This is a genomic window from Azoarcus sp. KH32C (genome assembly GCF_000349945.1).
In the GTDB taxonomy this organism is placed as follows: Bacteria; Pseudomonadota; Gammaproteobacteria; order Burkholderiales; family Rhodocyclaceae; genus Aromatoleum.
The window spans coordinates 1,887,654-1,913,656 of sequence record NC_020516.1 but is presented as its reverse complement, the minus strand read 5'-3'; the positions used below and the strand labels follow the sequence as shown (position 1 = coordinate 1,913,656).

Sequence of the window (26,003 nt, the reverse complement as noted above, 5' to 3'; positions counted from 1 at the left end):
ATGCAACCCACGCAATCCTCCGCTCGAACCGCCGTCGCCCATCCGTCCGCGCACGGCAATCCTGAACGCGCCGCAACGATCTGGGCGATCCTGATCGCGGCGACGATGATCACCTGGACGATCGGCGAACGCGGCGAGGCCGGGCCAGCGGTCGCCGCCCTGCTCTTCGCCATCGCCTTCGCAAAAGGCTCCCTGATCATTCTCGACTACATGGCGCTGCGCCGCGCCCCGCGCCTGTGGGCGGGGCTGGTGCTCGGCTGGATGGGCCTGGTCTGCGCCCTGATCGGCATCGCATACTGGAAAGGACTCACGACATGAAGCTCGAAATGCCCCAAATCGAACTCCCCTTCTACGAGGCCGCCGGCGAAGAGATCGGCGTCTTCGAACACGCCTGGAAGAACCGCCTGCCGCTGCTGATCAAAGGCCCCACGGGCTGCGGCAAGACGCGCTTCGTCGCGCACATGGCCGCGCGCCTGCGGCTGCCGCTCTACACCGTCGCCTGCCACGACGACCTGACCGCGGCGGACCTCGTCGGCCGCCATCTGATCGGCGACGGCCAGACCGTCTGGTGCGACGGCCCGCTCACGCGCGCAGTGCGCGAGGGCGGCATCTGCTATCTGGACGAGGTCGTCGAGGCGCGCAAGGACACGACCGTCGTGCTGCACCCGCTGGCCGACGACCGCCGGATACTCCCGATCGACCGCACCGGCGAGCTCCTCGAGGCGCCGCCGTCCTTCATGCTGGTCGTCTCGTACAACCCCGGCTACCAGAACCTGCTGAAGGGGATGAAGCCTTCGACGCGGCAACGCTTCGTGAGCCTGCGCTTCGACTTCCCGGCCGCAGCGCGGGAGGAGGCGATCCTGATCGGCGAATCGGGCTGTGCGCCGGATCTCGCCAAGCGGCTGGTGTCGATCGCGCATGCGCTGCGCACGCTGAAGGACCAGGATCTCGAAGAGGCCGCCAGCACGCGGCTGCTGGTCTATGCGGCGCTGCTCGTTCGCGATGGCATGGACCCGGTCGTCGCCTGCCGCGCGGCGATCGTCGAGAGCCTCACGGACGACGCGGAAGTGGCGGAAGCGCTGATGGAAGTGGTGTCGGCGACCTTCGGCCGCTGACCGATCGCGCATTCGCCACCGACCCGCCGCCATGTCCGAACAGGAACACGATCTCCTCACTGAAGCGATGCCCGGCCCCCGCCTCGCGGTGCTGGCCGAAGCGCTGTTCCTCACGAATCTGCTGCTCCTGCCGGCGATTCCGCTGGTCGTGCTGTTCGTCCTGTGGCTGCGCCACCGCCACACGGCGTCGCTCGTCGAGCGCAACCACCTGCAACAGACCATCGTCGCCAGCATCTATGGCGGCGCGATCCTGGTGGGGGTCAGCGGCGCGATCCTCCTGCTCGGCGGCTTCGACAATCCCTGGTCGTGGGTCGTCGGCATCCTCTATTTCGTTTCCTTCCACGCAACGCTGGTCATCTTCGGCGTCATCGGGCTGAACAACGCGATTCTCGGTCGCAGCTGGCAGTACCCGGTGATCGGACCGGACCTGTTTGAGTAAGTCCATGAGCAGCGCCCAAGCCTCCCCGTCGCCTCGCCGCGTGATCCCGATCGCGACGGCGAAACCGATGGGACACAACCGCACACAGAAGAAGCGCATCGCCTTCCAGGCGGCGTTCTTCACGCTGTTCATCCTCGCCCCGGTGCTCGACCTCTTCCGCTACGACCTCGCTGCCGGACATGCGTGGCTGCTGGGGATGGAATGGCGCTTGGGTCTCGACGACTTCGTCGCGGGGCGTATCGGGGCGCTCGAGGCCGGCTCGAACGTGATGCTGCGCCTCTTCGTGCCGATCCTGGTCGGCGCAGGTGCCTTCCTATGGGTCGCATGGAAATGGGGACGCCTCTACTGCGGCTGGCTGTGCCCGCATTTTTCGGTCGTCGAGACGATCAACAAGCTAATGCAGAAGGCTTCCGGCAAGCCCAGCGTGTGGGTCAAGGAACCGCTGCCACCGTGGAAGGCCGATGGAACGCCGTGGCGGGCGGACGCGCGCTGGTGGCTGGTCGTCGTGCCGGCAGCGGTGTTCTTCGCCTTCCTGTGGGCGATGGTGTTCCTGACCTATCTGCTGCCGCCCGCGGAGATCTACGGCAACCTGTTCCACGGCGCGCTGACGCGCAACCAGACGATCTTCCTCACCGCCGCGACCGGCGTGCTGTCGATGGAGTTTCTCTTCGCGCGCCATCTCTTCTGCCGCTACGCATGCGCCGTGGGCCTCTTCCAGAGCCTCGCGTGGATGAGCAACCGCAACGCGATGGTCGTCGGGTTCCAGAGGAAGCGCGCCGTCGATTGCGCGAGCTGCCTGCCGGAAAAGCAATCGGCCTGCGACGCCGTATGCCCGATGCGGCTCACGCCGCGCAACATCAAGCGGCTGATGTTCACCTGCACCCAATGCGCGCAATGCGTCGAAGCCTGCGAACAGAGCCAGCGCGACAACCCCGACGGCCCGCTGCTGCAGTGGGTGAGCGACGAGGCCGCGCGGCAGAACGAAGCGGGATTCCGCTCGGGAAAGGAACGCTGACATGGAAGAATTCGTCGGAAAGATCTGGCACCGTTGGGTGACCGGGACGGCCGAAGGCAATCACCCCGAGGCCGCGGTCAAGCTGAAGGAAATCGAGCGCACGGCCGGCGTGTTTTTCCGCGCGCTCGGCGGCGATCCCGGCCTGCGCGTAGCCGCCGCAACCACCGACAAGCACGGCGCCCGCCGCGGTCTCCTGCAACGGATCGCCGGCTCGGGCGACCGCATGGCGCAGGCGCGCATGGACCCGTCAACGCTACGCCTGCCGCCCGAAATCGACGCTTTTCCGGAACGCGCGCTGAACCGCGACTTGTACCTCTGGCTGATCGCCCTCGCCGCCGCCCATGACGGAATCGATTCGGTTGGTTGCGACGAGGCCCCCGACGATTTCCGCCGCAACCAGTTCGCGACTTGCGTCGCCTTGCAAGCCTGGCCCGGTCTGGCAGCACGCTATCGGCGCCTCGTCGATGCTTACCTGCCCAATCGTCCGCGGCCGGAAGCCTTGCCGAAGGCGGAGGCCGAACGCGAGCGCGCGATCCGCCAGGCGCTTCTATCTCCCGGCACCGTTGCTGCCCTGCCTTCGGTGCCGGCGAAGGCGCCGCCGGCTCGCCCCGTCCTGCTGTGGCTGACGGGTTCCTTGTCGGGCAAGACCGGGTTCGACCGCGGCGACGACACCGAACCCGAACAGCCGGCCGACGGCGGCACGCCCACCTTCGAAGAGAGCGAGCGCCGCGCGCACCATGTCGAGCGCGTCGACATGCCGAAGGAGAAGAACGGCATGGTGCTGTTCTTCCGCGCCGAAAGCCTGCTCGCGGTGGCCGAATTCCTGCGCATCAACCGTCCGCCCGACGACGACCCGGACCCGAATGCCGCCGACGCCGCACGCGACCTCGACCAGCTCGCGCTTGCCCAGGACAAGGAACGGGTCGCCTCGAAGGTGCGCTTCGACCTCGACCTGCCCTCCGCGGCCGAAGACGACATCGTGCTCGGCCCCGGCATCCCCTTGCCCGAATGGGACTACCGCAAGGGCGTGCTGCTCGAGGACCATGTGCGGCTCGCCGAGCTTGCGGCCCGCGACGCGCAACCCTGCCCGCTTCCCGAACACCTGCGCCGCACGGCGAAGCGCCTGCACCAGCAGTTCGCTGCACTGCAGCCGGGCCGGCGCTGGATCAAGGCGCAGGTCGACGGCACCGAGCTCGACCTCGATGCGGTCGTCCGCGCGCAGACGGACCGCGCCATCGGTCGCAATCCGTCCGACCAGCTGTGGCTGTCGCTCGAAAAGCGCGAGCGCGACCTCGCCTGCATGGTGCTCGCCGACCTGTCGCTGTCGACGGACAGTTGGGTGTCGAGCGACGCCCGCGTCATCGACGTGATCCGCGACGCGCTGCTGCTGTTCGGCGAAGCCCTCGGTGCGACCGGCGATCGCTTCGCCATCGCCGGCTTCTCGTCGGTCAAGCGCAGCCAGGTCCGCTTCCATCGCCTGAAGGATTTCGGCGATCGCTTCGACAACACCATCCGCGGACGCATCGCAGCGATCAAGCCGGGCTACTACACGCGCCTCGGCGCCGCGATCCGCCGCGCGAGCCAACTCCTTGCGAAGGAGCCGGCGGCCCGGCGCATCCTGCTGATCCTCTCGGACGGCAAACCCAACGACCTCGACCTCTACGAAGGCCGCTATGGCATCGAGGACAGCCGTGTGGCAATCAGCGAAGCGCGCAAGCAAGGCCTCGTCCCGTTCTGCGTCACGATCGACCGCGAAGCGGAAAACTATCTGCCCCACCTGTTCGGCCCAGCCGGCTACGCCGTGATCCGCAAGCCCGAGGAGCTTCCGGCACGGTTGCCGATGTTCTACGCGCAACTGACGCGGTGATGCCATGACCGCCAACGACCTCAAACCTGCCCGCCCGCCAGCCGCGTACGGCGACGGTTCCGAAACCGACCGCATCGTCCGCCTCCTCGGCTGCATCCCCCTGTTGAGCGGCCTGACGAACGACGAGCTCGGATGTTTTGCCCGCGGCGTCCGCATGCAGACGGTCAGCCGCGGCACGGTTCTGTTCCACCGCGGCGACGCCTGCCACGGCTTCTATCTGCTGCTCGAAGGCCAGGTGAAGCTCGCCTTCACCTCCTCCGAGGGACACGAGAAGGTGATCGAGATCATCCGCCCCGGCCAGAGCTTCGGCGAGGCGGTGATGTTCATGGACAAGCCCTACATCGTGATGGCGCAGGCCCTCATGGACTGTCGGCTGCTGCATGTCGCGAAGAAGGTCGTCTTCGAGGAGATGGACCGCGATCCCTCCTTCTGCCGACGCATCATCGCGAGCCTGTCGCAGCGTCTGCACCACCTCATCGCCGACGTGGAGACCTATTCGCTGCACACGGCGCGCGAACGCATCATCGGCTACCTGCTGCGCGAGGAAGAACTCGACGGTGCCCCGACTGCCTCGGGCAGAGTGTCGCTGCGGCTCCCTACCAGCAAAGGCACGATCGCATCGCGCCTCAATCTCACGCAGGAACACTTCTCCCGGATCCTTCACGAACTCGCCGAATCGGGACTGATCGTCGTCGAGGGGCGCACCATCCACATACCCAATATCGAGAAGCTGCGCGTAACGCACACACACTATAAAGCGGCTACCGTGGAACATTGACGCTCGGTGTCGAAGTGGCGTCTGGCAAGGCCTTGACGATTGACAGATAATCGGCCCATCCGTCCGGAGAGGATGTCGCCGTGAGCCACACCGATAACTGGCAGGAATTCGCAGCATCGGCCGCGAAGCAGGCGGGCAGTCTGCACATTGCATCGGTTCACGAGCGGGTTCGCGTCATTCATCAGAACATTCACGAACGTCACCCCGGCATCGCCCGCATTGCCGTCGCACTCTACGATCCGGAGCTGCGGCGGCTCAAGACCTTCGTCGCCAGCGGAGATTTCAAGACCTCGCTCACCGGCTATGAGTGCCAGATCGACACCGTCCCCTCGCTACTCAAGCTCGCGGAAACCGGACAGCCGCGCATCCTGAACGACATCTCCCGGGTCCCCCTCGGCGATTCTGTCCATTCGCACTGGGTGCACGATGAAGGCTTCCTTTCCAGTCTGACGGTACCGATCCGGCGCAACGAGCAGTTCATCGGCTTCCTGTTCTTCGACTCGCGGGAACGCGACGTCTTCACCGGGACGGTAGTCGCGGACCTGATCCCGACGAGCCACCTGATCGGCCTGATCGCCACGCAGGAACTCGCGGCGGTACAGATGCTCGTCGGCGGACTCCGGCTCGCCAGCCAGTTCGCGCACATCCGCGACCTCGAAACCGGCGCCCATCTCGACCGCATGGCGCGCTACGCACGCATCATCGCGCGGGAGATCGGCCCGTCCCATGGCAAGAGCGAAGACTATTGCGAAATGGTCTTCCTGTTTTCCGCCCTGCACGACATCGGCAAGGTCGGCGTGCCCGACCGAGTGCTGCTGAAGCCGGGCAAGCTCGACGACGCCGAACGTGAGGAAATGCGCCAGCACGTTGCCGTCGGGTCGCGTATGGCCGAACGCCTGATCACCGACTTCGGCCTCGACTCGCTCCCGAACATCGACATGTTGCGCAACATCATCCTCGCCCACCACGAACGCATGAACGGCAGCGGCTACCCGAATGGGATCCTGGGCGATGCCATTCCCCTCGAAGCGAGGATCGTCGCGACGGCCGACGTGTTCGACGCACTGGCCTGCAAACGTACCTACAAACCCGCGTGGACGCTCGACGACTCCTTCGCCGAAATCCAGCGGATGTCTGGCGGCGAGCTCTACGCGCCGACGGTCCAGGCCCTGCTGGACTGTCGCGCCGAGGTGGAAGAGATCTACAAGCGCTTTCAGGAAACGCCGCTTAAGCTATAATCCGGCCCGCGCCGGCATAGCTCAGCTGGTAGAGCAACCGCCTTGTAAGCGGTAGGTCACGGGTTCGATTCCTGTTGCCGGCACCATAGAATCAAGCACTTAGGCCAGTCATCGCGACTGGCCTTTTTGCTTTCTGGGTCTATGGGAACGACTGGGGAACGATTGGAAAAAATCTGCCCTCGCCACTGCCACAAACGGCAGGGTCAGAAAACGGCAAATCTGCCACGCGGGCGGGTCGCCTCCCTCTTGGAAGAACGTCGCGGCGCTACTGCAGGCGGCGGCCACTGCTCGATGCGGACACGGCACTTTCCGGCACTGTGCCGTATTGTCCTGCATTGGCTAAGCCCCGGCGTATCCGCTGCCGTCGTAAGGGCGATGGACAGGCGTGCTTTTGTCATACCCCCCTCAACCCGGCATACTGTCAAATCCAGTAACTCGCTCTCGCGCCATGAAGCTCGCCACCCTTGCAATGTCCGCTGCCCTTCTCGTCTCTGCTCCTGTTAGTGCGGACACGGTGCGTGAGGCCGCTCTGGCGGGCGAACTTCAGCAATTCACGACCGACGGGAAGGTCAGTGCGTGCGGAGTAACCATTAGTGCTATCGAACTTGTGAAAACCCGTCCGGCACCAGGCGACAAGCTCTTGGTGTTCAACGGTTCGTTCATGCTTTACAGTCTGAGCGGCGGGCTTGTGAAGGGGCGAGCAAGTGAAGTGCAGGGGGCAGATTTTCTCGCCGGCAAGCCCAATTTGCATCCCCGCGAAGCCGCTGCGTATTGGTTAAAGGCGCAAGGGAAGCCCGCCACATCACCCGCGCCAGGGCAGGGCATGCAGCCATCAGACGACCCGGCCTACAAAGTGTACGTGACGGAGTTTGAGCCTCTCTCTCTGGGCTCATGGAGGCAGTGCTCGCTCAACAGCCGATTCAGGTAGGAATCCGGCTCAAGGGCAGCAACTACACGAACGTTCTGTTCGGGGTCGTTAAGATGAGCGCCGCTGAACGCGACCAGGTCGCCGCCTGCTTAGGTGAATGGGCCGAAGGCCAAGCAGACCTGACAATGAGTTCGAAGCGTTAAGCGCTTGCGCGAGCTTTGAACTAGCGCCTAGCTGCAACACACTGAACAGCCAACAAAAAGCCCGGACTGACTCTCCAACTCTGTCTGTTCTGCCTCTGTTCTCTGAGTAGGCGTTCTCGGAGCAGTACGCGCGCGCGACCCATCGTCCTAACTGCTTCCTGGCTGTTAGCAGCGGCGTGCGCCAAGTCGTTTCTTGGCGATGGCGCCCCCGGCTCCTCTTCGCTCCGGGACATCTTTGCCAACGTGTAAATTCGATCAGTGGTGGCGGTCAAGAATGCGTCATACTGTACTAACGTAGTCATCATAAAATGACAAAGGAGAAAGCCATGCGTAAAGCCCTCATCCTCGTTGCCGCATCTCTTGCCTTGTCGGGTTCCGCCTCCGCTGCCTGTGTGGGTACCGGCAATTATAGTTCTTGCTATGACGCCAACACGGGCAACAGCTACTCGGTGCAACGCTATGGAAATACCACGTATATGCAGGGCAGCAACCCCAATGGCTCGACCTGGAGTCAGAACAGCACGACGGTCGGCAACACCACGTTGCATACCGGTACTGCGGCAAACGGCAACTCATGGAGCGGCACGTCAACGCATATTGGTAACACGACGATCAACAGCGGAATGGATTCCCGAGGCAATCCATACTCCTCAACCTGCGTTAACGGGTATTGCAACTGAGTGACAACCAGTTGAGGCGGCAACAAAAAGCCGGGCTAACTACCCGGCTCTGTCTGTTCTCCACCTGTTCTCTGACCTACGGATTTCGCGACCAGTACGCGCGTGTGCGCGCGAGCGTTTGTCCTCGCTGCTAGCAGCGGCCTGTGCCTCTATTTCGCACTAGTTTAGTGAAGCGCGCCTCTTTTTATGGTGTGGCTTATTTCCCGGTAACGCGCCTGCTCGGCCTCCTGCCCATGAGGAGGCGTTCCACTGTCCTGGCGTAGCACTCCCACGGCTTGCACTCCTGCTGGATGAGCGTGAAGAGTTCAGGCGACACCCAAACGTCCAGGCGACGGAATCCGGCCTCCTTCATCCGTCCCTTGTGGCGCTTCACCCGTTCAGCGTTCGTCGTCATATTCTCTGCTCCTAGCGTTGGCGACGGCGCGCCGCCTTCTTTCGCCTTTTTAAATGGCTCGCTCCGTGTTTCCGTTTTCTCGTGTTTCTTTATCGGGCCGCTCCTTCACCATTACCCGCCATCCACACCCCTCCCCGAAATTCCCCGAAACGGCCCGAAACGGGGATTTGTAGGCCCGAAATTCCCCGCCGCCCCTATAAGGGGCGGGGGAAAACGGGGAAACCGGGCGGGGATGGTTACGGAAGCCATAGCCAGCCCTCCCGCAGTTCGACTGCCCGGCGATTTACCAGCCCGACAATCGCCGCCCTGGTGCGCTCGGTCTTTCGGTCGGGCTCGACCGCCAGCCGGTCGCGGGTCTTTGCTATCGCCTCTTCCAGTTCCAGACAGGGGCGGGTAGGCGGCGCGCCCGCCATGCCGAAGCGTTTGGAATCCCGCAGCAGTTCGCGCAGGCCGTCGAGGATGATTCGCTGATTCCCGCCAGAGGGCAGATTCACCCGGCGCACAGCATCCCCGGCCGGTTCCTCGGGCATCACGACACACGACGAAACCGGCTCTCCGTCGTCATCCTCGCCAAGCTCCACCACTTCAAGCCGGAACGGGTTTCCCTGGTCGTCGTTGCCGTCCTTGCTCTTGCTGGTGCGCCACTCCCGCCGGTCGTCGTTGCGGCTTACCTCGATGGCGGCATCAAGGGCGGCATGCAAGCTCGAATGGCCCCGCAGGCCTCGCGCTGCATCCTTGCCGGTGTGATGCACGAGCAGCACCAGCCCGCCAAGCTCTGCCTGTAGCGCCTTCGCCCCGCCGATGATTTCGCCCATGCTGGCGCTGTCGTTCTCGTCGGCTCCCGGCGCGGCGCGGTTCAGCGTGTCGATAACCAGCACCCCCCCGACACAGCCGGCAGCGTGGGCGGCTGTTGCAAGGTCGGCGCGGTCGCCCTCTTTTCGAATGTCGAGCGGCTGCAGCAGGAAGCGGAATCCAGCCGGTAGCGGGCCATACTTCGTCTGGTGCGCCTGAATGCGCTGCGCGATGCCTGCTTCGCCCTCAAGGGCCGCGTACAACACCGGGGCAGGCTTCACCCGACAGCCAAACCACGGCCGGCCGGAGGCCACGGCCGCCAGCAGGTCGAGCGTTAGAAACGATTTCCCGCTTCCGCTCGGGCCGTACAGGGCCGCGATGCCTTCGGCGGGTAGGACACCGCGCACGCGCCAGCGCACAGGCGGCAGGCTCGCCAAATCGGCCGGCGTCAGCAGCTCGAAGCGTGCCGGATGCATCTTCGGATTGCGCAGCAGGCCGGCGAGCGCGTCGAGTCCGTCCCTCTGGTGCAGGTCGTTGCAGTCGAAGTTCTGCGGCGAATCGGCGGGCATCTCCACCCATCCCACGGCCCCGCCAATCGCCTTTGCCACGTTCGCGCAGTGTTGTTCCTTGCCAGCGTCGGCTACCAGCACCAGACGCGCAGCCGGATAGCGTTCGCGGAAAGCTCGCGCCACCTGCTCCATGCGGCTGGCTCCGAAGGCCACCACGGCGGGCATGCTGGCGGCTTGGTTGCAGCTCCACGCCTGCCCGATGCCTTCGACGATTGCGACCCTTTGCCCGGTTCCCGGTGAGGTGATGCGTCCCACCACAAAAGCGCCAGTCATCGGCAGGCTGGGCGCATTCAGTTTCTTTCCTTGAGGGGGGATGAACTGCACGGTTTGCAGCGTGCCAGCCATGTCGTAGGCGGGCACCATCAACGCACCGTCTACAAGCTGACCCGCGATGCACAGCGGGCCGCGATAGACGCGCAGGCCGGTCACGCTACCCTTTTTCCTCTCGATGTACGGGTGCGCTTCGCTGGCAGCTTCTGCGGTTTTCCATGCGACCTGTACGTCGAAGGGCAGCCGCTTGCCTTTCTCGGGCTGCTGCGAGGCTTCCGCGGGGCTCTGGCGCCTCTGGTGCGGCCTCTGCTGCTGCGTGACATGCTCATCTCTCCAACCAGCAGCCTTAGCCATCGCATACAGGGTACCGGCCTTGATGCCGCCGTCCTCCTTGATGCTTCGCCACACTGCAGCGCAATCGGCCTTGCCGGCGTAGTTGCCTGCTCCGCTACTCCATTCGTCGAAGTCCTCAAATTGGAGTCCGGCAGCCTTCGCGGCCATACCAGTGCGCACCCATTCGGCGCGCTCGATTCCGGCGTCGAGGCTCCAAAGTGCGTGGCGGGCGCGTTCGGTTTCGTGTCCGTTGTGCATAGCGCCCACCTCACAGCCACCCGACTGAGCGCAGCAGAGCAGTAGAGACAACCGCAGCGGGGCCAGCCAGTAGCGCCAGCCACGCGGAAAGCTCGGGCGCAATGAACCCGCTATGCCGGGTGCCACGCTCGGAAACCCAGCGGGATATCTTCCGCCGGTCGCGGATGGTCAGGTGGTACACGCCAGGGCGGCAGAGGCGGCCGTCACGGTCGAGGGCTTCCACTCGCTCACATGGAACGGCCAGCCCACGGCGGCGAAGCTCTGCCACCAGCTCGGGGCCGTTGCTACAACCGGCAGCGCGGTCGAGTTCTTCGCGCTTGGCGGGGCGTTGGAGCAGCAGCGCGAGCGCGCGAAGGTGGCGGAGGTTATCGGTCCCTTGGAACCGTTCCGCGTTAGAATTGGCGCTGTCTAGGGCGCTCGCTTCCGAAGTTTGGGGGCGGGCGTTTTGCATTACGCCACCTCGCCGGCAGTCAAGCGTTCCACCGCATCGGCAGGCCACAGAAGGCGGCCGTTCGGCAGCTTGATAGGCTTGATGCCGCAGAAATGGCCGTTACGCCATACGGCAGTGCGGATGCTAGCGGGCTTGCGGTCAGTCGCCTTGGCGAGCGTAGCGGTTTGAATCGTCTGGTGCATGGCTGTGTGCCCTCGTCTCTCTATGTGACGAGACACAGCCTGATTACCGGCAATGCGCGGCCTGCTTACCGCCGGCAGCAACTCCCAGTGCTGGCGCGGCTTCTAGGCTTTCGTGCCGGCAAGATTACCGGCGCAGCATGCCGGTAAGTCATTCGAGAAATTCGGTGATGCGCTCCCACTCGTCAAGCCACGCGGGGAACTCCCTGCTAACTATTGTGGCGGCCTGCCCTTTCCTGATATGCCTTTCCGATACCATGCAAAGCGCAAACTGCGCGGGGCTCCACATGGCGGATACTCCGCGCTTTCCTGCTGATACCCTGGCGGACTTCAGCCACGCCGGGCAATCGCTCAAAAATCGGCCTGTTTCCCAGTTCTGCGGCTTCACGGTTTTGGGGTGTGGGAAAGCCTCGCAAATGCGTGCAGTCGTTGCGTACTCGGTCGCCGCTCTGGCGCTCGATGCCGGCGGCGCGGCGGGCACCTCCTCGGGGCGTGCAGTCGCATCGGGCGAGGGCGTCCCAGTCGGCGGCGCGGCCTCTGCTACGCAGGGGGCGGCAACCGCCATGCGGCGCAGCTCGTCGGGGATGCCCAGCCCTTCGGACAGCGCCCACGATGCGAGGGCGGACAGGTTCGCGCACGGGCTGGAATGCCCAGTCGCCGGGGTTTTCGATTTGATGATGCGGCAGTACCACTCGAAACGCTCAAAGGTGTCGTCGTCGGGGAATGTCTCGCGTTGCCATTGATTCACACTTCCCGGCTCAATGCCGACAAACAGGGCGGCGGCCTCCCACGGAAGAACATTTCCCAGCCGTGCCCACCACTCCCATTTCGGGGGCGTTGCCGCCGGCCTTCGCCTGACGAATGCACCACCACGGCCGGAAACCGGCGAGATGGGCGGCGGGGCCTTGGTTACTTTGCTCATACGATGCGCTCCTTCTTGCGCTCCTTCGTTGGGTGCCGCGCCAGCGGGGCGAAGGTTTCCCCGTTTTCGGATGGCCGTCCTAGGCGCGGCAAAACTCAGATTTTCTCAGGTAGAGAGGAAGCAATTCCCCCGCGCACTTGGTCGGTCTTCCATCTTGCCTCTGTCCCGACGCGGTGATGCTCAGTTCGCCACCACCCGCAGCGCGGGCACGACCTCTTCCTGGCGCGGCTGCTCAATGCCGGCCTGTTCCAGAATCCAGCCCTCAATCTTGGTGTGCCACATACGCAGAAGGTCGAGAGGGCGACGGCGGTAATGTTTCTCAGCAAGTGCGCTAGGCTTGTGCCCCATGATTTGCGCACTGATGCCAGCCGGACATTCCACCCATTCGCAGAGCGTGCCGAATGAACGGCGCAGACCGTGAAGCGACAACGCCGGCAGACCAGCGGCAGTTAGAGCCTTGTTATGCCCGATGCGCGGCTCTTGAATCCGACCCGATGCAGCCTTGGGGCTACTGAATACCCACGGCGAGGCCTTCCAGTTCTCCAGGTCGTTCTTGATTCGCTTGCCATGCAGGATGCGGTATTCGCGCGGCGGGGTATCGTTCCGCGCCTTAAGGTCGCGAAGCAGAGAAGCGACATACGGCGTCAGCGGAATCGTGCGAGTGCCTTCCACCTTGTCGCGAATGGTGATGCTCTTCCACTGGAAATCCACGTCCTCCCACTGCAAGCCGGCCAGCTCTTCACGGCGTGCGCCAGTCAGCAACAGGGCCTGCAGATAGCCAGCATGGACCGGATTCGGCAGCTTGCGGACATACTGGAACCACAGCGGCAACTGTTCGCGCTGGAGGCAATCATCCTTTGGCTTTGAGGCAGAAACGCTATTTCGCACTACTTTCTGAGTGCAGGCGTCGGCATGGATGTAATGCCGGTATTCGGGATGCTCGCCACACCAGCCGATAAAGGTGCGCAGGGCCCGGTAGGCTTGCGCAGTCCATGTCGGACGCCTCCCCTTATTCGCCTCCAGCCACGCCTTCACCGCAAGGGCGTCAAGCTCTCCAAGTGGGCGGGAAAGCAGGTCGTGCAGCGGGCCTGCCTGCGTTGCGTCGCCCTCCCCCGGCCGCCGGCCTCTTCCCTTCGGTTTGCCGCCAGCAGTCGCGAACAACTGATGGTTTTTCAGGTGCCGCTCACCCCAATCGGGCCGACGCGCTTCGACATACACATTCCACGCTTCAATAGCAGGCGTCTTAGAGCGCTCGGCTTCACGTTCGGCGGCTTCGACGGCCGCAGTGCGGGCGGCGACTTCAGCTACCCGGTTCGCTTCCTCTTCCTTCAGCGCTTCTCGGGGGTCTATCCCCTTATCAATCATCCGCTGGAACCGCCGAGCCTCCTCGCGTGCAGCTTCAATCGTCCATGCCTCGGTGCTGCCGAGAGTGATGCGGATATCCCGGTAATTCAGCGTTCCTTTGAAGATAAACGACTTCGCACCAGAGGGCCGGACTCGCACTGCAAGACGCGGCATGTCCTCATCCCAAAGGAATCCCTCGGTCTTCGGATTGAAGGCGGCGATGCGGGGAAGGGTCAGGCGCTGGCGGGGCATGGCGTGCTCCTCGGGGAACGACTGGGGAACGAATGAATGTGATTTTCGTCTATTCCGGTCTATTCCACAACTGCTACACCATTCGGTAATTTCCCTTTGTTGGCGCTGCTTTCAGCCAGTTTGTCGCCGCTCGTCTATCCCCGACAAACGTGGCTTATTGCAGACTTGTAAGCGGTAGGTCACGGGTTCGATTCCTGTTGCCGGCACCAGCGCGATCACTAGTGAATAGCCCGACACCCCGTCGGGCTTTTTGCTTTATGCATATCGAGTAGCCACGGTGTAGCCGCGGGCCGCGCATTCCTGCCCCCGGGCATGACAAATATCCTGTTGGGACAGGGCCTTTTTTCCGTTTCCTCCGCCGCGCTCGCCCCCTATGTTTCGGGTATAGGGATCAACAAGCCGCAAGGGAGGTGAATCATGCGACTCCGACTCCGACTCCTGCTCCTTGCCGCCGTCGCCGCGGCCTTTTCGTTGTCGGCACTGGCGGATTCGCGAGTGCAGACACGGGATGGAAGGTCCTGCTGGATCAACGACCGGGCCGTCGTGTACGGATGTGAACCGGCATCGAATTCAGGGCTCGCCGTGGATGTGCAGAGCGGCCAGGTGTATACGCCGGTCGGACCGGGCTACGTTGGGCAGGATGGCCGGTACTATGCGCCGGCCGGCCCGAGCGCGATCGTCGACTCACGTACCGGGCAGGTCGTGTCGATCGCGCGCTGACGCCGCAGCATTCAGGCTTCCAGGAAACCGGTTCCGGCCAGCTCCGAGGCGATGCCGCGCATCGCCTCCGCGCCCGTCATCGGCAGCGACACGCCGCGCTCGCTCGACGTTTTCGCTTCCGTCGGATTGATCCGGATCAGCGGCGCGTCCTGCCGCTCGCCGAAGAGGCGCACGGACGGGATCGCCGTCCCCGCGCCGATTTCGATCACGACGAGGCGATCGAGCCTGCGGCGCCAAGTGCCGAGCCGGACCTCCTGCTCGTGCGTCCGATCCTCGATCCATTCCCAATCGCCGAACATCAGGATGTTCGGGCGCGCGAGCCCATGACAGCGCGGGCACCGGGGCATTGCGTTCGTCAGCCGGCAGGCGTCGTCATCGACCTCGGGCGTGAAGCCGTCCGCCGGCCAGATCGCGTTCGTGCAGCCATTCATGCATTGCAGGTGGTGGATGGAACCGTGGCATTCCAGGATGCGCAGCGGATCGAATCCGGCCTTCTGAAACTGGCCATCGACGTTGCTTGTGAAAACGAATGCCCCTGCGGGCAGGCGGCTCGCGATCGCCTGCAGGATGCCGAAAGCCGGCCCCGGTTGCGTCTCCCGATACAGTTTCAGCCGATGGCCATAGAAGCCCCACGCCAGCTCGGGGTGTTCCCGGAACGCATCCGGGCAGGCGATTTCCTGAAAATGCATCCGCGCCCGCCCGAGTGCCGGGTAGGCCTGCCATAGCCCCTGACTTCCGCGAAAATCCGGCAGGCCGGAATCCACGCCCAAACCGGCGCCGGCGGTGATCAGCAGCCCGTCCGCCTGTTCGATCAAAGAAGCCGCACGGATGAAACGTTCGTCCGATGGCATTCCGGCTCCCGATAATTAATTCCTGAAGGCACACCATAGCCTCAAAGCCGGCAGGCCGGCGCGCGCACGAAGTCCGCGCCGACCTCGCCGAGCACGGGGCAGCCGAGCAGGCCCAGCGTGCGGTCGATTTCAGTGCGCAGGATCTCCAGCGCCCGCAGTACGCCCGGTTTTCCGCCGGCCGCGAGACCATAGAGCGTCGCCCGTCCCGTCATCGCCGCATCCGCGCCCAGCGCCCGCGCCTTGACGAAATCGCTGCCGCGGCGCAAACCACTATCGATGATGACCGTCATCCCTGGCCCTACCGCCTCACGGATCTGCGGCAACACCTCGATCGGCGCGGGGCAGCCGTCGAGCTGACGGCCGCCGTGGTTCGTGACGACGATGCCGTCGACGCCCATCTCGCGGGCACGCAAGGCGTCGGACGGCAACAGGATGCCCTTGACGATCAGCTTGCGCGGCCACAGGTCGCGCAGCCATTGCACGTCCCGCCAGTTGAGCGACGGATCCATCTGCTTGGACAGGAAAGTCGCGGCATTGCGCGCGCTGTCCTGGCCCGGAGGCAGGAAGTCGCCGAGATTCTTGAAGCGCGGCATGCCGTGCGGCACGAGCACGTCCCACACCCAGCGCGGGGACATCGCGACGTGCAGCAGGTTCGCGGCGTCAAGCTTCATCGGCGCACGGTAATTGCGGCGGTCCCATTCGCGGTTGCCGAAGAGCGCAACGTCGGTGGTCAGCACGATCGCCTCCGAGCCCGCGCGCTCGGCACGCTTCACGATCTTCGCGATGTTGTCGCGATCCTTGAAGGGATAGATCTGCATCCAGTGGCGCACGCCCGTTGCCGCGAGGCGTTCGAGTTCGACCGTCGACACCATGCTCTGGCACATCGGGATGCCGGCCTCGCGCGCCGCCTCGGCGAGCATCAGGTCGCCTTCGTGCGACAGCAGCCCGTTGAAGCCGGTCGGCGCGATCACCATCGGCATCGCGATGCGCGAACCGAAGAGCTCGCAGCCCAGGTCGCGCTCCGACACATCCACCAGCGTGTGCGGCAGCAGCGTGATCGCGTCGTAGCTGCTGCGATTGCGCCGCAGCGTCAGCTCGTCGTCCGCCCCACCTTCGAGGTATTCGAAGCAGAAGTTCGGCACGCGCGCCGCCGCCATCGCCCGCAGTTCGGCAATGTTCTGGGCGCGGCGCGTGTCGCTGCCACGGTAGAGTTTGCGCTTCGTCATCATGCAGTCGGATCGGCTCGCAACGGGCGCTGATCATGACATGGCATTTGACGCTTGCCCAGCACGTGCCGGAAGTCCCGCGCAGTCCGGGCCCGGCGTCGTTATGGGCTTCCACTCCTCGACAAGCGGGAAGAATTAGTCGCAATCAGCTGCTACATTGAAAGCTTCACAGGGAGGGCTTGGGGGAGCCACGGCAAGAGAGGACCACCATGACCAATCGCTTCATTTCCGACATCGTCCAGGACCAGGACCCGCTGATGTTGCCGCCGGATGCGAGCGTGAAGCTTGCTTGCGAACGGATGTGCGACCGCCACGTCGGAGCGGTGCTGGTCGCCGATCGTGCCCACCATCTGCTCGGCATCTTCACCGGACGCGACGCGGTCCGGATGCTGGGCAACGAGGCCGACGCCGCCCACACCAAGCTCGACGATGTGATGACTCACAAGCCGGTGACGATTCCACCCGATGCGCACGCGATCGACGCCCTGCGCCTGATGAACGACGGCGGTTTCCGCCACCTGCCCGTCGTCAGGAACGGCAAGGTGGTCGCGATCGTCGCACGGGCGGATTTCGAGGGGCTGGAGCTGGACCGCTTCGAGGAAGAGACCACGCTATGGGAGCACATCGCCTGATCAGGAATCCTGCATCAGCTCACGATGCACGCGCACGGCCGTGATGCGCGGGCGCACCGGGCGCCCCCGCGCTTCCAGATGCGCACGCGTGAAGGCGGCACCGAGGAGCAGGATCAGCGACGAGTAGTTGACCCACATCAGCAGCAACACGAGCGAACCGGCCGCGCCATACGCTGACGCGGTCGCGGTCGTCGACAGATAGCGCGCAATCAGCAATCTGCCGAACGCAAAGAGCAGCGCGGTCACGAACGCGCCTACCCGCACGTCGCGCCAGCCGAGCAGCACGTCCGGCAGCACGCGGAAGATGGTCCCGAACAGCAGCGTCACGACGAACAGGGACACCGCCCAGTCGAGGCCCACCAGCAAGAACGGCGGAACGGGTATCCAGTCCCGCGCGAACACCACCAGCGCCTGCACCGCCACGCTCAGCAAGAGCGACACCAACAGCACGAAACCGATCGCCAGTACCACCGCCAGCGACAGCATGCGCCCCTTCACATAGAGGAACACGCTGTTGCGCGTCGGCCGCGGCGCCACGCCCCAGATCGAGTTCAGCGCGTTCTGCATCTGCGCAAACACCGTCGTCGCGCCGAACAACAGCGCGCCCAAACCCGCCAGCGACGGCAGGATGCCGCTGCGCTGGATGCGGCTGCCCTCGACCGCCGTCTGCACGGCCGCCGCGGCCTCGGGCCCGATCACCGCCTTCAGCTGCTCCGCGATCTGGCCCTGCGCGGCCGATTCCCCCAGCACCAGGCCGACGATCGTCACCGCGACGATCACCACCGGCGCCACCGAAAACACGGTGAAGAACGCCAGCGCCGCGGCATGCACGAACACCTGCGCGTCCAGCCACAGGCGGACGGTCGCCTTGACCACGTCGAGCCAAAATTTCAACGAGTTCCGCATCGCCGCCATCGGCATCCTGTTTGGTTTCCTTGCTGCCTGTAATAAGCGGGACACATCGGCGCAGTAGCCTGCCCGTCCCCACGCACCACAAGCAGAGACTTCACGACATGAACACCCTTCTGCGCCCCGCGACCTGGCTCTCCGCGCGTTTGAGCTTTCGCTGGAAGCTGCTCGCTACCTTCCTGCTCTTCGCGCTGCCGCTGGCAGCCGTGACCGCACTGTTCGTCCGCGACGCCCTTCAGTCGATCGCGCACATCGAGCGGCAACGCGCCGCACTCGCGCTGCAGATGCCGACGCTGCAGCTCGTCCGCAGCGTGCAGGACCGCTACGCGGCGGTGCTCGCGGCTGCCCATGGCGACAGCTCGCTGCAGACGCTGGCCTCGCGCGCGACGAAGGACTTCGAACGCATCGCGCCCGGCGTCTTCGCCGATCCCGCAGCCGCGGACGCTGGCTCCGCCATCATGCAGAAATGGCGCGCACTTGGCGCACTGCCGGCCGACGACGCGGACGCCGTGCGCGACGCCCACGAGGAACTCCTTGCCCAACTTTTCGCGCTGCGCGAAGACATTGTCGACCACGGCGAGCTGAGTCTCAATGACGAAGTGCTCACGCAGGGGCTCGCCGACCTCTTCAACGGCCAGCTCGTACCGCTCGTGCGCAACCTCGGCCAGGCGCGCAACGTCGGTGTGGGCATCGTCGCGCGCAAGAAGATCAGCATGTCGCAGCGCGAAGCGATGGGCCTCGTGCGCGGCAGCTTCGATTCGCTGTTGACGTGGATGGACGGCAGCACCACCAAGGCGACCCGGCTCGACCCGGCCCTCCAGCCGGCACTCGTCGAACCGCTCCAGGCACTCAACCTCGCGACCCTCGGCATTCAGGAATACCTCACGACCAAGCTCATCAACACCACCGACTTCGACATCGCTCCGGCCGACTTCCACGCGAAAGGCACGCTCGCGCTCGACGCCGGCATCGAGTTCGCCGGCAAACTGCTGCCCGCCCTCGACCGGAGGATGCTCGAACGCGAAGAGCGCACCCGCGCGACCTTCCTGTGGACCTTGATCGGATTTGCGCTCGGCACGGCGCTGGTCGGCTACCTCTTTGCCGGCGCCTACTCGTCGATCCTGCGGTCCGTGCGCGAGCTCGAGCAGGCCGCCCACGCGATGGCCGACGGCGACCTGCGCACCCGCGTCGCCGTCCGCACGCGCGACGAGATCGGCCACGTCGGCCGTGCCTTCAACACCATGGCCGAGAGCTTCTCGCGCCTGATCGGCCAGGTCATCGACGCCGCCGGCGAAACCCAAGGCGCAGCGAACGAACTCACGCGCCAGGTCGCGCAGGTCACCACCGCGTCGGCACGGCAGAGCGATGCCGCGGCCCAGTCTTCGAGCGCCGTGCAGGAGCTCGCGGTAAGCTTCCAGCAGGTCGCCGCACATGCGCAGGACACGAACCGCATCGCCAGCCGCGCTGCCGAGCTGTCGTCCGAAGGCCGCGGCATCGCCGACCGGGCGGCAACAGACATGCAGCAGATCGTCGCCGACATCGCCACCACCGTGCAGGCCGTGCTCTCGCTCGAAGAGCGTTCGCGCAACGTCGATCAGGTCGTGCGTGTAATTGCCGAGATCGCCGAACAAACCAACCTCCTCGCCCTCAATGCCGCCATCGAAGCCGCCCGCGCCGGAGAAGTCGGACGCGGATTCGCCGTCGTCGCCGACGAAGTGCGCAAGCTCGCCGACCGCACCGGCAACTCGACGCGCGAGATCGCCGGCACGATCCGCGAGATGCGCGAACAGATCCATGCCGTCGCGCTCGGCATCCGCCAGGGCAGCGACCGCGTCAATACCAGTTCCGAGATCATCGGGCGCATCACTGGCGCACTCGCGTCCATCCACGACGAAGTCACCCGCTCCGCCACGCTCGTCGGCGAGATCGTCGTCGCCACCCAGGCCCAGACCGAAGCCGGCAATGACATCGCCCGCAGCATCGAAAACATGTCCGCGATGGCCGACGAAAACCACGGCACGGCGCAGAAGACCTCGACCGCGATCGAGGACCTGCGCGAGCTCGCCGGCAAGCTGCGCGGCGCCGTCTCCGGACTGAACGTCTGAGCGCGTCTCGCAACATGACGCGAGCAATCCGCGTGCCCCTTCGAATAGAATCCGGCAAGTGCGCAATCCATTCGAAGGAGCAGACATGAGTCAGTACCAAGCGGGCATCCTCGACGCGGTGCCGCCCCAGGCACAGCACCTGTTCTTCGCACTGGAATCAGCCGCCGACCTGCCGGCCGCGCTCGACCGGCTGACGAACATCGTCGACGGCACGAGCACCGTCGTCGGGCTCGGCGAATCGCTCGTTCAAGCCCTCGGGCTAGAGGTCGCCGGCCTGCGGGTCTTCCCCGCGCTGAGCGGAAACGGTGTGGACATCCCCTCCTCCCAGCACGCACTGTGGTGCTGGCTGCGCGGTGGCGACCGCGGCGAACTGCTGCATCGCAGCCGCCGCATCGAAGCCGCCCTGGCCCCGGCGCTGCGCCTCGTGCAGAAGACCGACGCCTTCCGCTACGACGGCGGCCGCGACCTGACCGGCTACGAGGACGGCACCGAGAATCCCGACGGCGAAGACGCGGTCGCCGCGGCGATCGTCGCCGAAGGTGCGGATGCCGGCAGCAGCTTCGTCGCCATCCAGCATTGGGTGCACGACCTCGACGGCTTCGACGCGCTGCAGCCCGAAGAGCGCGACAACATCATGGGCCGCCGCCGCAGCGACAACGAAGAGCTGGACGATGCGCCCCAATCCGCGCACGTCAAACGCACCGCACAGGAGAGCTTCACGCCCGAGGCCTTCGTGCTGCGCCGTTCGATGCCTTGGTCTGATGGCACACAGGCGGGACTCCTCTTCGTCGCCTTCGGCCACAGCGTCGACGCCTTCGAAGCCCAGTTGCGGCGCATGGTCGGGCTCGAGGACGGCATCGTGGACGGGCTGTTCCGCTTCACGCGACCGACGACGGGCGGATACTACTGGTGCCCCCCGTCGCGCGACGGCCGTCTGGCGCTCTAACCCCGCATCAGGCGTAGCTGCTATCGTTTACCCCATGAACGCCCCCATTCCGACCTTGACCGAACGCCATTGCCTCCTTGCCGCCTGGATCCTGGCCGGTCTCTCTCTCGTGCTGGTGCTGGAGCTTCATCTCCTGCCTGCCCTGCTCACCGGCTTGCTGGTCCATGAGCTGGTCCATCTGCTCGCCCCCAGCCTGCAGAAATCGTTCTCCAACCGACGCGGCAAGACGGCGGCCCTCGTGCTGGTCGTGGGGCTTGCGGTGATCATCGTCGCGGCCATTGGCATCGGAACGGTCGCCTTCTTCCGCGGCGACACCGGCAGCCTTGCCGGCCTCCTCAACCGCATGGCGGTCATCATCGAAGGGGTACGCGAATCGGTGCCGCCCTGGGTCGTCGACCACATCCCCAACGGCGTCATCGCAATCAGGGAAATGATCACGGGCTGGTTGCGCGAACACGCCTCCGAAGTAGGCAATCTCGGCAAGGAAGCCGGGCGCGTCATCGCCCATGTGCTGATCGGCCTGATCATCGGCGCGATCGTTTCGCTGCACGAGTTGCAGGCCGGCCGCGAGTTCGCGCCGCTAGCCAGGGCCTTGGCCGAGCGCACACAACGGCTCGCGAGTTCCTTCCGGCGCGTTGTCTTCGCACAGGTGAAGATTTCGGCGCTCAATGCATTCTTCACCGCGCTCTATCTGGCGGTCGCGCTGCCGCTCTTCGGCGCGCACCTGCCCCTCGTCAAGACCATGATCGCGGTGACTTTCGTCGTCGGCCTGCTGCCGATCATCGGCAACCTGATCTCGAACACCGTGATCGTCGTCGTCAGCCTCGCCCACTCGCCGCAGATCGCGCTCGCGTCGCTGGCTTTCCTGATCAGCGTCCACAAGCTCGAATACTTCCTCAACGCCCGCATCGTGGGCACCGAGATCCGCGCGCGCGCGTGGGAGCTGTTGCTGGCGATGCTGGTGATGGAGTCTGCCTTCGGCCTGCCCGGCGTCATCGCAGCGCCGATCTTCTACGCCTATCTCAAGGACGAGCTGCGCTCGCGCGGGCTCGTCTGAGCAGCCGCAGCGGCCGGCCGTAACCGGCCTTCCGCCGCGGACCGGAGGATCAGCGGGGCGCCCGCATCATCAGGAGCTGGCCGCCCTCGACCAGCTCGGCATCGAGCGGCGCGCCATTCACGCTGTTGTAGTGCGCCTGGACGTCGAGCAGGAAGTAGCGGAAGAGATCCGTGTCGTAGCCCGGAACGCCCGCGAACAAATCGCTGACCTCGATGACTCCCGACGACTCCTCATCCGACTGCTTCGAATCGGTCCCGTCGATATCAGCGGGCGCGCCGGCGATGAAGCGAGCAGCGTCGTGCTCGGCAACGAGCGTCAGCGCGCCGCTCGCGGGTTCGTACTTCCAGATCTTGCCTAGATGCGGATTGTTGCCGACATCCTCCTGCAACCAGACGTTACCCGCGCCGTCGACCGTCATGTTGTCCATCATCTGCTGGCCGGTCACCGCGCCGTTGATCAGCACGCGGATCTCGCCGCCGCGCTCGGGCGTTGTGATGTCGTCGAAGGTCAGGCTCCACAGCCGGCTGTTGCCCTTGAACTGATCCGTCGTCACGAAGTAGAAGCGGTTCGGGTTCTGCGTATCCCAGCCGCCGTCCTCGACCCGGTTCAGGCCCGTGCCGCCGGTCTTCACGAGGCTGAAGCGCGCGACGAAATCATTCGCGATCGTCGCCTCGGTCGCGGCCGCCCCCGCCAGCACCTGGTAGGTCATGCCGCCTGTCAGGCCGGCCATCGCCACCGGAGATCCGCTGTCCTTCTTTTCGCCGACGTAGAAATAGACCTTGCTGCCCAGGCGTGCCCCGTCATCCATCCCGGCGACGATCGTCTTGTCCTGTTCGAACGGGCTCGCGATCAGATTCTCCCACGCGGCTTTCCCCAGCGCCGGCAGCTCGTAGGACGTGCCGTGGTCACGCCCTGCGGCGAGGTGCGCAAAGGCCCGCCCCGCACCATCGACCTCTTCGCCGCTCATGAAGATGCGGCCTTCGCTGAAGCCCTTGCCGCTGTGGCTGTTGAAGAAGGCGCTGCGGGCCGGCAAGTCGGCCGAACAGAGGCGGTTGATCGCCGGATCGGTCGAGGTCGTCAGCACTTGGCGCTGGATCAGGTCCTCCCCGTTGAGCACCGCGAGGTCGCTCTTGCGGATCTGCCACTTGGACACGAAAGCGCCCTTCGCGCCATGGGCGCGCGGCACGCCCGCCGTGTTGCGCAGCTCGTGGTTCATCAGCACGGTGATCGTGCCGTCGCCGTTGTCGTAGGCGCCGAGGCCGTCGGGAATGCCGACCATGCGGTAGCTTTCGTTGCCCTTGTGCTTCTTCCTGACCATGTCGCCGACGGTCAGGATCGACGTGAACTCCACGCCGCTGGCCACCGGCGTCAGGTAGGGGCTCTGGCTGCTGCTGGGGCCTTGGGCGGCATGACCGGCTGCGGACATGCCGGCGATCGCGGCAGCGACGAACAACACCATCAGTTTGCGTTGCATGCTTGATCCTCGGGGAGAGCGCCGCGGAGGCGGCGCCGGGTCTGTGGGAACGCGGCCCAGGCAGGACATCCTCCCACCCGGAACGGACACAGATTAGCGGCGCGATATTGCGGCCACTTTACCGCCCGGCAGATCGTCAGGACGGCTGTTCGAGGAGATCGCGAACCGCGCGCTGGAACAGGCGCATCACCGTCGCCTTGTCGATTTCCGGATTGCGGATCGTGCGGCACATCAAGCCCTCGAACATGGCCGCAAGCACTTCGACCATCCCGGCGATGGTGGCGTCGTCGTCCTCGTGCCCGGACGCGCGCCGCATGTGGCGCACGGTCAGGCGCAGGCTCTCGCGGCACGCGATGTCCGCATCGTGCACGATCTTCGCCACCCGCGGATTACGCGAAGCTTCGGCGACGATTTCGAGGTTCAGTCCCGCATGATGCGGCTCGAGGTTGTCCTCCACACCCGTCGTCACGCACTCCAGCATCGCCTCCTTCACGTTGCAGGCGGATCTCATTTCCGCGGTGAGTGTCAATAAGTGTTCAAGGTCGCGCGCAACGATCGCAGCGATGATCGCTTCCTTGTTCTCGAAGTAGTGGTAGATGTGACCGGCACTCATCCCCGCAGCCTTCGATATCTGCGAGATGCTTGCGCCGTGAAAGCCATGAGACCGGAAGCAGTCTGCCGCGGCACATAGAATCTGTGCGCGGCGCGCTTCCGCACGAGGCTGATCGACATGTTCTGCAGACATTGAAGCTATCTCCGAAGGAACGCGGTGCGTCCTCACTTTCTGTTGCACTGCAGTGGCAGCCTAACATAGAATGAACGTTCAATCTAGAACGACAATTCTACCTTCGACATAGGGCCGCCCCCCACGAGGCGCGGCGCCCGTGCGACCCCAACTCGAGGCGATTTATGCAGATCCCCACCCTGCCCTCCAGAACGCTGACCCTCTCGATCACAAGCGCCCTGCTCCTTGCCGCATGCAGTGGCGACAAGCCGCCGAGCAACGCGCAGGGCGCCCCTGCCCCCACCGCACCGGCCGTCACGGTCGTTACCGTGCAAACCGAAGCCGTCCCGATGATGGCCGAGTTGCCCGGCCGCACCTCACCCTGGCTGATCGCCGAAGTGCGTCCGCAAGTGACGGGCATCGTCAAGCAGCGCAATTTCGTCGAGGGCAGCGAGGTGAAGGCAGGCCAGGTCCTGTACCAGATCGACCCGGCGACCTACCAGGCCGCCTACGACAGCGCGAAGGCGACGCTCGCACGCGCCGAAGCCAATCTCTACGCCGCCCGGATCAAGGCCGAGCGCTATGCCGAGCTGGTCCAGATCGAAGCGGTCAGCAAGCAGGCCAACGACGAAGCGGCCGCCGCGCTGAAGCAGGTCCAGGCGGACGTCGCCGGCGCCAAGGCGGCTGTGGACAAGGCCCGCGTCGATCTCGACTTCACGCGCGTCACCGCGCCCATCGCAGGCCGCATCGGCCGTTCGACGGTCACGCCGGGCGCGCTGGTCACGGCGAATCAGGCCGCGGCCCTCGTCACGGTGCAGAAGCTCGATCCGATCTACGTCGACGTCACGCAATCGAGCGCCGATCTGCTGCGCATGCGCGCCGACCTCGCCGCCGGCAAGCTCAAGCGCACCGGTAGTGACACTGTGCCCGTGCAGCTTGTGCTCGAAGACGGTTCGCAATACGGCGCCGAAGGCAAGCTCGCGTTCTCCGACGTGACGGTCGACCAGGGCACCGGCAGCGTCATGCTGCGCGCCGTCTTCCCGAATCCCAAGGGCGAACTCCTGCCCGGCATGTACGTCCGGGCGCGCCTCTCGCAGGGGGTCAAGGCCGATGCGGTGCTCGTACCGCACGGTGCCGTGAGCCGGGATCCGCGCGGCAATGCGCAGGTGATGGTCGTCAATGGCGAAGCGAAGGTCGAAGCGCGCACCGTCACCGCAGACCAGTCGCAAGGCGACAAATGGGTGGTCACCGCCGGCCTCGCGGCGGGCGATCGCGTGATCGTCGAAGGCCTGCAGCGCGTGCGCCCGGGCGCCGCAGTCCAGGCGCAGGAAGCCGGAGCACCGACGAGCAACGCCAACAACAGCACCCAGCCTGCCCAGGCAAAGAACTGAG

General features: G+C 65.1%; 26 protein-coding genes and 1 tRNA gene. 17 read left to right on the top strand and 10 right to left on the bottom strand.

What is annotated here, in order from left to right; all coding sequences use genetic code 11:
* From AZKH_RS08430 to AZKH_RS26780, 10 genes are all read left to right on the top strand, one after another.
* Window positions 1–318: a cytochrome C oxidase subunit IV family protein gene (locus tag AZKH_RS08430; RefSeq protein ID WP_015435330.1), complete on the top strand. Its 318-nt coding sequence runs from the start codon at window positions 1–3 to the stop codon at window positions 316–318.
* Window positions 315–1,115, top strand: a complete 801-nt coding sequence (locus AZKH_RS08425) for a CbbQ/NirQ/NorQ/GpvN family protein (protein WP_015435329.1) — start codon at window positions 315–317, stop codon at window positions 1,113–1,115. Before AZKH_RS08430 ends, AZKH_RS08425 begins: the two co-directional genes overlap by 4 nt.
* A gap of 31 nt (window positions 1,116–1,146) precedes the next feature.
* A complete protein-coding gene (locus tag AZKH_RS08420; protein ID WP_015435328.1) occupies window positions 1,147–1,554 on the top strand; it encodes a hypothetical protein in 408 nt (135 codons plus the stop codon).
* 4 nt (window positions 1,555–1,558) lie between these two features.
* Window positions 1,559–2,569, top strand: coding sequence for a 4Fe-4S binding protein (locus tag AZKH_RS08415; RefSeq protein ID WP_015435327.1), 1,011 nt, complete (start codon window positions 1,559–1,561; stop codon window positions 2,567–2,569).
* Window position 2,570: 1 nt separating this feature from the next.
* Window positions 2,571–4,436, top strand: coding sequence for a nitric oxide reductase activation protein NorD (locus AZKH_RS08410; protein ID WP_015435326.1), 1,866 nt, complete (start codon window positions 2,571–2,573; stop codon window positions 4,434–4,436).
* Between the two features lie 4 nt (window positions 4,437–4,440).
* Window positions 4,441–5,214 carry a Crp/Fnr family transcriptional regulator gene (locus AZKH_RS08405; protein WP_015435325.1) on the top strand — a complete coding sequence of 258 codons (774 nt, stop codon included), beginning with the start codon at window positions 4,441–4,443 and terminating at the stop codon, window positions 5,212–5,214.
* An 80-nt stretch (window positions 5,215–5,294) separates the two neighbouring features.
* Window positions 5,295–6,452: an HD domain-containing phosphohydrolase gene (locus tag AZKH_RS08400; protein ID WP_015435324.1), complete on the top strand. Its 1,158-nt coding sequence runs from the start codon at window positions 5,295–5,297 to the stop codon at window positions 6,450–6,452.
* A 10-nt stretch (window positions 6,453–6,462) separates the two neighbouring features.
* Window positions 6,463–6,538, top strand: a tRNA-Thr gene (locus AZKH_RS08395).
* A gap of 362 nt (window positions 6,539–6,900) precedes the next feature.
* Window positions 6,901–7,380 (top strand): hypothetical protein, encoded by a 480-nt coding sequence (locus tag AZKH_RS27245; protein WP_015435323.1) that lies wholly within the window; start codon window positions 6,901–6,903, stop codon window positions 7,378–7,380.
* A 469-nt stretch (window positions 7,381–7,849) separates the two neighbouring features.
* The gene (locus AZKH_RS26780) at window positions 7,850–8,203 is read left to right on the top strand and encodes a hypothetical protein (protein ID WP_015435321.1); all 354 of its coding nucleotides are present in this window, start codon (window positions 7,850–7,852) and stop codon (window positions 8,201–8,203) included.
* A 196-nt stretch (window positions 8,204–8,399) separates the two neighbouring features.
* Here AZKH_RS26780 and AZKH_RS08385 read toward each other — a convergent pair whose 3' ends face one another.
* Together AZKH_RS08385 and AZKH_RS08380 are read right to left on the bottom strand one after the other, a co-directional pair.
* Window positions 8,400–8,597: an antitoxin MazE-like protein gene (locus AZKH_RS08385; RefSeq protein ID WP_015435320.1), complete on the bottom strand. Its 198-nt coding sequence runs from the start codon at window positions 8,595–8,597 to the stop codon at window positions 8,400–8,402.
* 236 nt (window positions 8,598–8,833) lie between these two features.
* A complete protein-coding gene (locus AZKH_RS08380; protein WP_015435319.1) occupies window positions 8,834–10,819 on the bottom strand; it encodes an AAA family ATPase in 1,986 nt (661 codons plus the stop codon).
* A gap of 172 nt (window positions 10,820–10,991) precedes the next feature.
* On the opposite strand from AZKH_RS08380, the gene AZKH_RS27240 reads away from it, so the two are divergent.
* Window positions 10,992–11,231 (top strand): hypothetical protein, encoded by a 240-nt coding sequence (locus tag AZKH_RS27240; protein WP_156822070.1) that lies wholly within the window; start codon window positions 10,992–10,994, stop codon window positions 11,229–11,231.
* 38 nt (window positions 11,232–11,269) lie between these two features.
* Here AZKH_RS27240 and AZKH_RS08370 read toward each other — a convergent pair whose 3' ends face one another.
* The 3 genes from AZKH_RS08370 to AZKH_RS08360 all read right to left on the bottom strand — a co-directional run bounded on the left by AZKH_RS08370 (window position 11,270) and on the right by AZKH_RS08360 (window position 13,967).
* The gene (locus AZKH_RS08370) at window positions 11,270–11,452 is read right to left on the bottom strand and encodes a hypothetical protein (RefSeq protein ID WP_015435317.1); all 183 of its coding nucleotides are present in this window, start codon (window positions 11,450–11,452) and stop codon (window positions 11,270–11,272) included.
* A 148-nt stretch (window positions 11,453–11,600) separates the two neighbouring features.
* Window positions 11,601–12,371, bottom strand: a complete 771-nt coding sequence (locus AZKH_RS27235) for a hypothetical protein (protein WP_015435316.1) — start codon at window positions 12,369–12,371, stop codon at window positions 11,601–11,603.
* A gap of 180 nt (window positions 12,372–12,551) precedes the next feature.
* Window positions 12,552–13,967, bottom strand: coding sequence for an integrase family protein (locus tag AZKH_RS08360; protein WP_015435315.1), 1,416 nt, complete (start codon window positions 13,965–13,967; stop codon window positions 12,552–12,554).
* Between the two features lie 417 nt (window positions 13,968–14,384).
* Between AZKH_RS08360 and AZKH_RS08355 the strand changes: the two genes are divergently transcribed.
* The gene (locus tag AZKH_RS08355; RefSeq protein WP_015435314.1) at window positions 14,385–14,687 is read left to right on the top strand and encodes a hypothetical protein; all 303 of its coding nucleotides are present in this window, start codon (window positions 14,385–14,387) and stop codon (window positions 14,685–14,687) included.
* 11 nt (window positions 14,688–14,698) lie between these two features.
* Here the strand turns inward: AZKH_RS08355 and AZKH_RS08350 are convergent, their stop codons facing one another.
* Together AZKH_RS08350 and AZKH_RS08345 are read right to left on the bottom strand one after the other, a co-directional pair.
* Window positions 14,699–15,538 (bottom strand): Sir2 family NAD-dependent protein deacetylase, encoded by an 840-nt coding sequence (locus tag AZKH_RS08350; protein WP_015435313.1) that lies wholly within the window; start codon window positions 15,536–15,538, stop codon window positions 14,699–14,701.
* A 41-nt stretch (window positions 15,539–15,579) separates the two neighbouring features.
* Window positions 15,580–16,767, bottom strand: a complete 1,188-nt coding sequence (locus AZKH_RS08345; RefSeq protein WP_015435312.1) for an alpha-hydroxy acid oxidase — start codon at window positions 16,765–16,767, stop codon at window positions 15,580–15,582.
* Window positions 16,768–16,973: 206 nt separating this feature from the next.
* On the opposite strand from AZKH_RS08345, the gene AZKH_RS08340 reads away from it, so the two are divergent.
* On the top strand, window positions 16,974–17,396 hold the full coding sequence (locus tag AZKH_RS08340) for a cyclic nucleotide-binding/CBS domain-containing protein (RefSeq protein ID WP_015435311.1): 423 nt from the start codon (window positions 16,974–16,976) through the stop codon (window positions 17,394–17,396).
* Here AZKH_RS08340 and AZKH_RS08335 read toward each other — a convergent pair whose 3' ends face one another.
* Complete coding sequence (locus tag AZKH_RS08335; protein ID WP_015435310.1) at window positions 17,397–18,317, bottom strand: YihY/virulence factor BrkB family protein; 921 nt, start codon at window positions 18,315–18,317, stop codon at window positions 17,397–17,399. It abuts the gene before it with no gap.
* Window positions 18,318–18,409: 92 nt separating this feature from the next.
* Here AZKH_RS08335 and AZKH_RS08330 point away from each other — a divergent pair, with 92 nt between their 5' ends.
* The 3 genes from AZKH_RS08330 (at window position 18,410) to AZKH_RS08320 (ending at window position 22,413) form a co-directional block, all read left to right on the top strand.
* Window positions 18,410–20,410: a methyl-accepting chemotaxis protein gene (locus AZKH_RS08330; protein ID WP_015435309.1), complete on the top strand. Its 2,001-nt coding sequence runs from the start codon at window positions 18,410–18,412 to the stop codon at window positions 20,408–20,410.
* Between the two features lie 85 nt (window positions 20,411–20,495).
* On the top strand, window positions 20,496–21,356 hold the full coding sequence (locus AZKH_RS08325; protein ID WP_015435308.1) for a Dyp-type peroxidase: 861 nt from the start codon (window positions 20,496–20,498) through the stop codon (window positions 21,354–21,356).
* 34 nt (window positions 21,357–21,390) lie between these two features.
* Complete coding sequence (locus tag AZKH_RS08320) at window positions 21,391–22,413, top strand: AI-2E family transporter (RefSeq protein WP_015435307.1); 1,023 nt, start codon at window positions 21,391–21,393, stop codon at window positions 22,411–22,413.
* A gap of 49 nt (window positions 22,414–22,462) precedes the next feature.
* On the opposite strand, the gene AZKH_RS08315 is transcribed toward AZKH_RS08320, so the two are convergent.
* Window positions 22,463–23,887 (bottom strand): hypothetical protein, encoded by a 1,425-nt coding sequence (locus AZKH_RS08315; protein WP_015435306.1) that lies wholly within the window; start codon window positions 23,885–23,887, stop codon window positions 22,463–22,465.
* A 136-nt stretch (window positions 23,888–24,023) separates the two neighbouring features.
* Window positions 24,024–24,632: a TetR/AcrR family transcriptional regulator gene (locus AZKH_RS08310; RefSeq protein WP_041656021.1), complete on the bottom strand. Its 609-nt coding sequence runs from the start codon at window positions 24,630–24,632 to the stop codon at window positions 24,024–24,026.
* A 164-nt stretch (window positions 24,633–24,796) separates the two neighbouring features.
* Between AZKH_RS08310 and AZKH_RS08305 the strand changes: the two genes are divergently transcribed.
* Window positions 24,797–26,002 carry an efflux RND transporter periplasmic adaptor subunit gene (locus AZKH_RS08305; protein WP_015435304.1) on the top strand — a complete coding sequence of 402 codons (1,206 nt, stop codon included), beginning with the start codon at window positions 24,797–24,799 and terminating at the stop codon, window positions 26,000–26,002.
* The last annotated feature ends 1 nt before the right edge of the window (window position 26,003 follow it).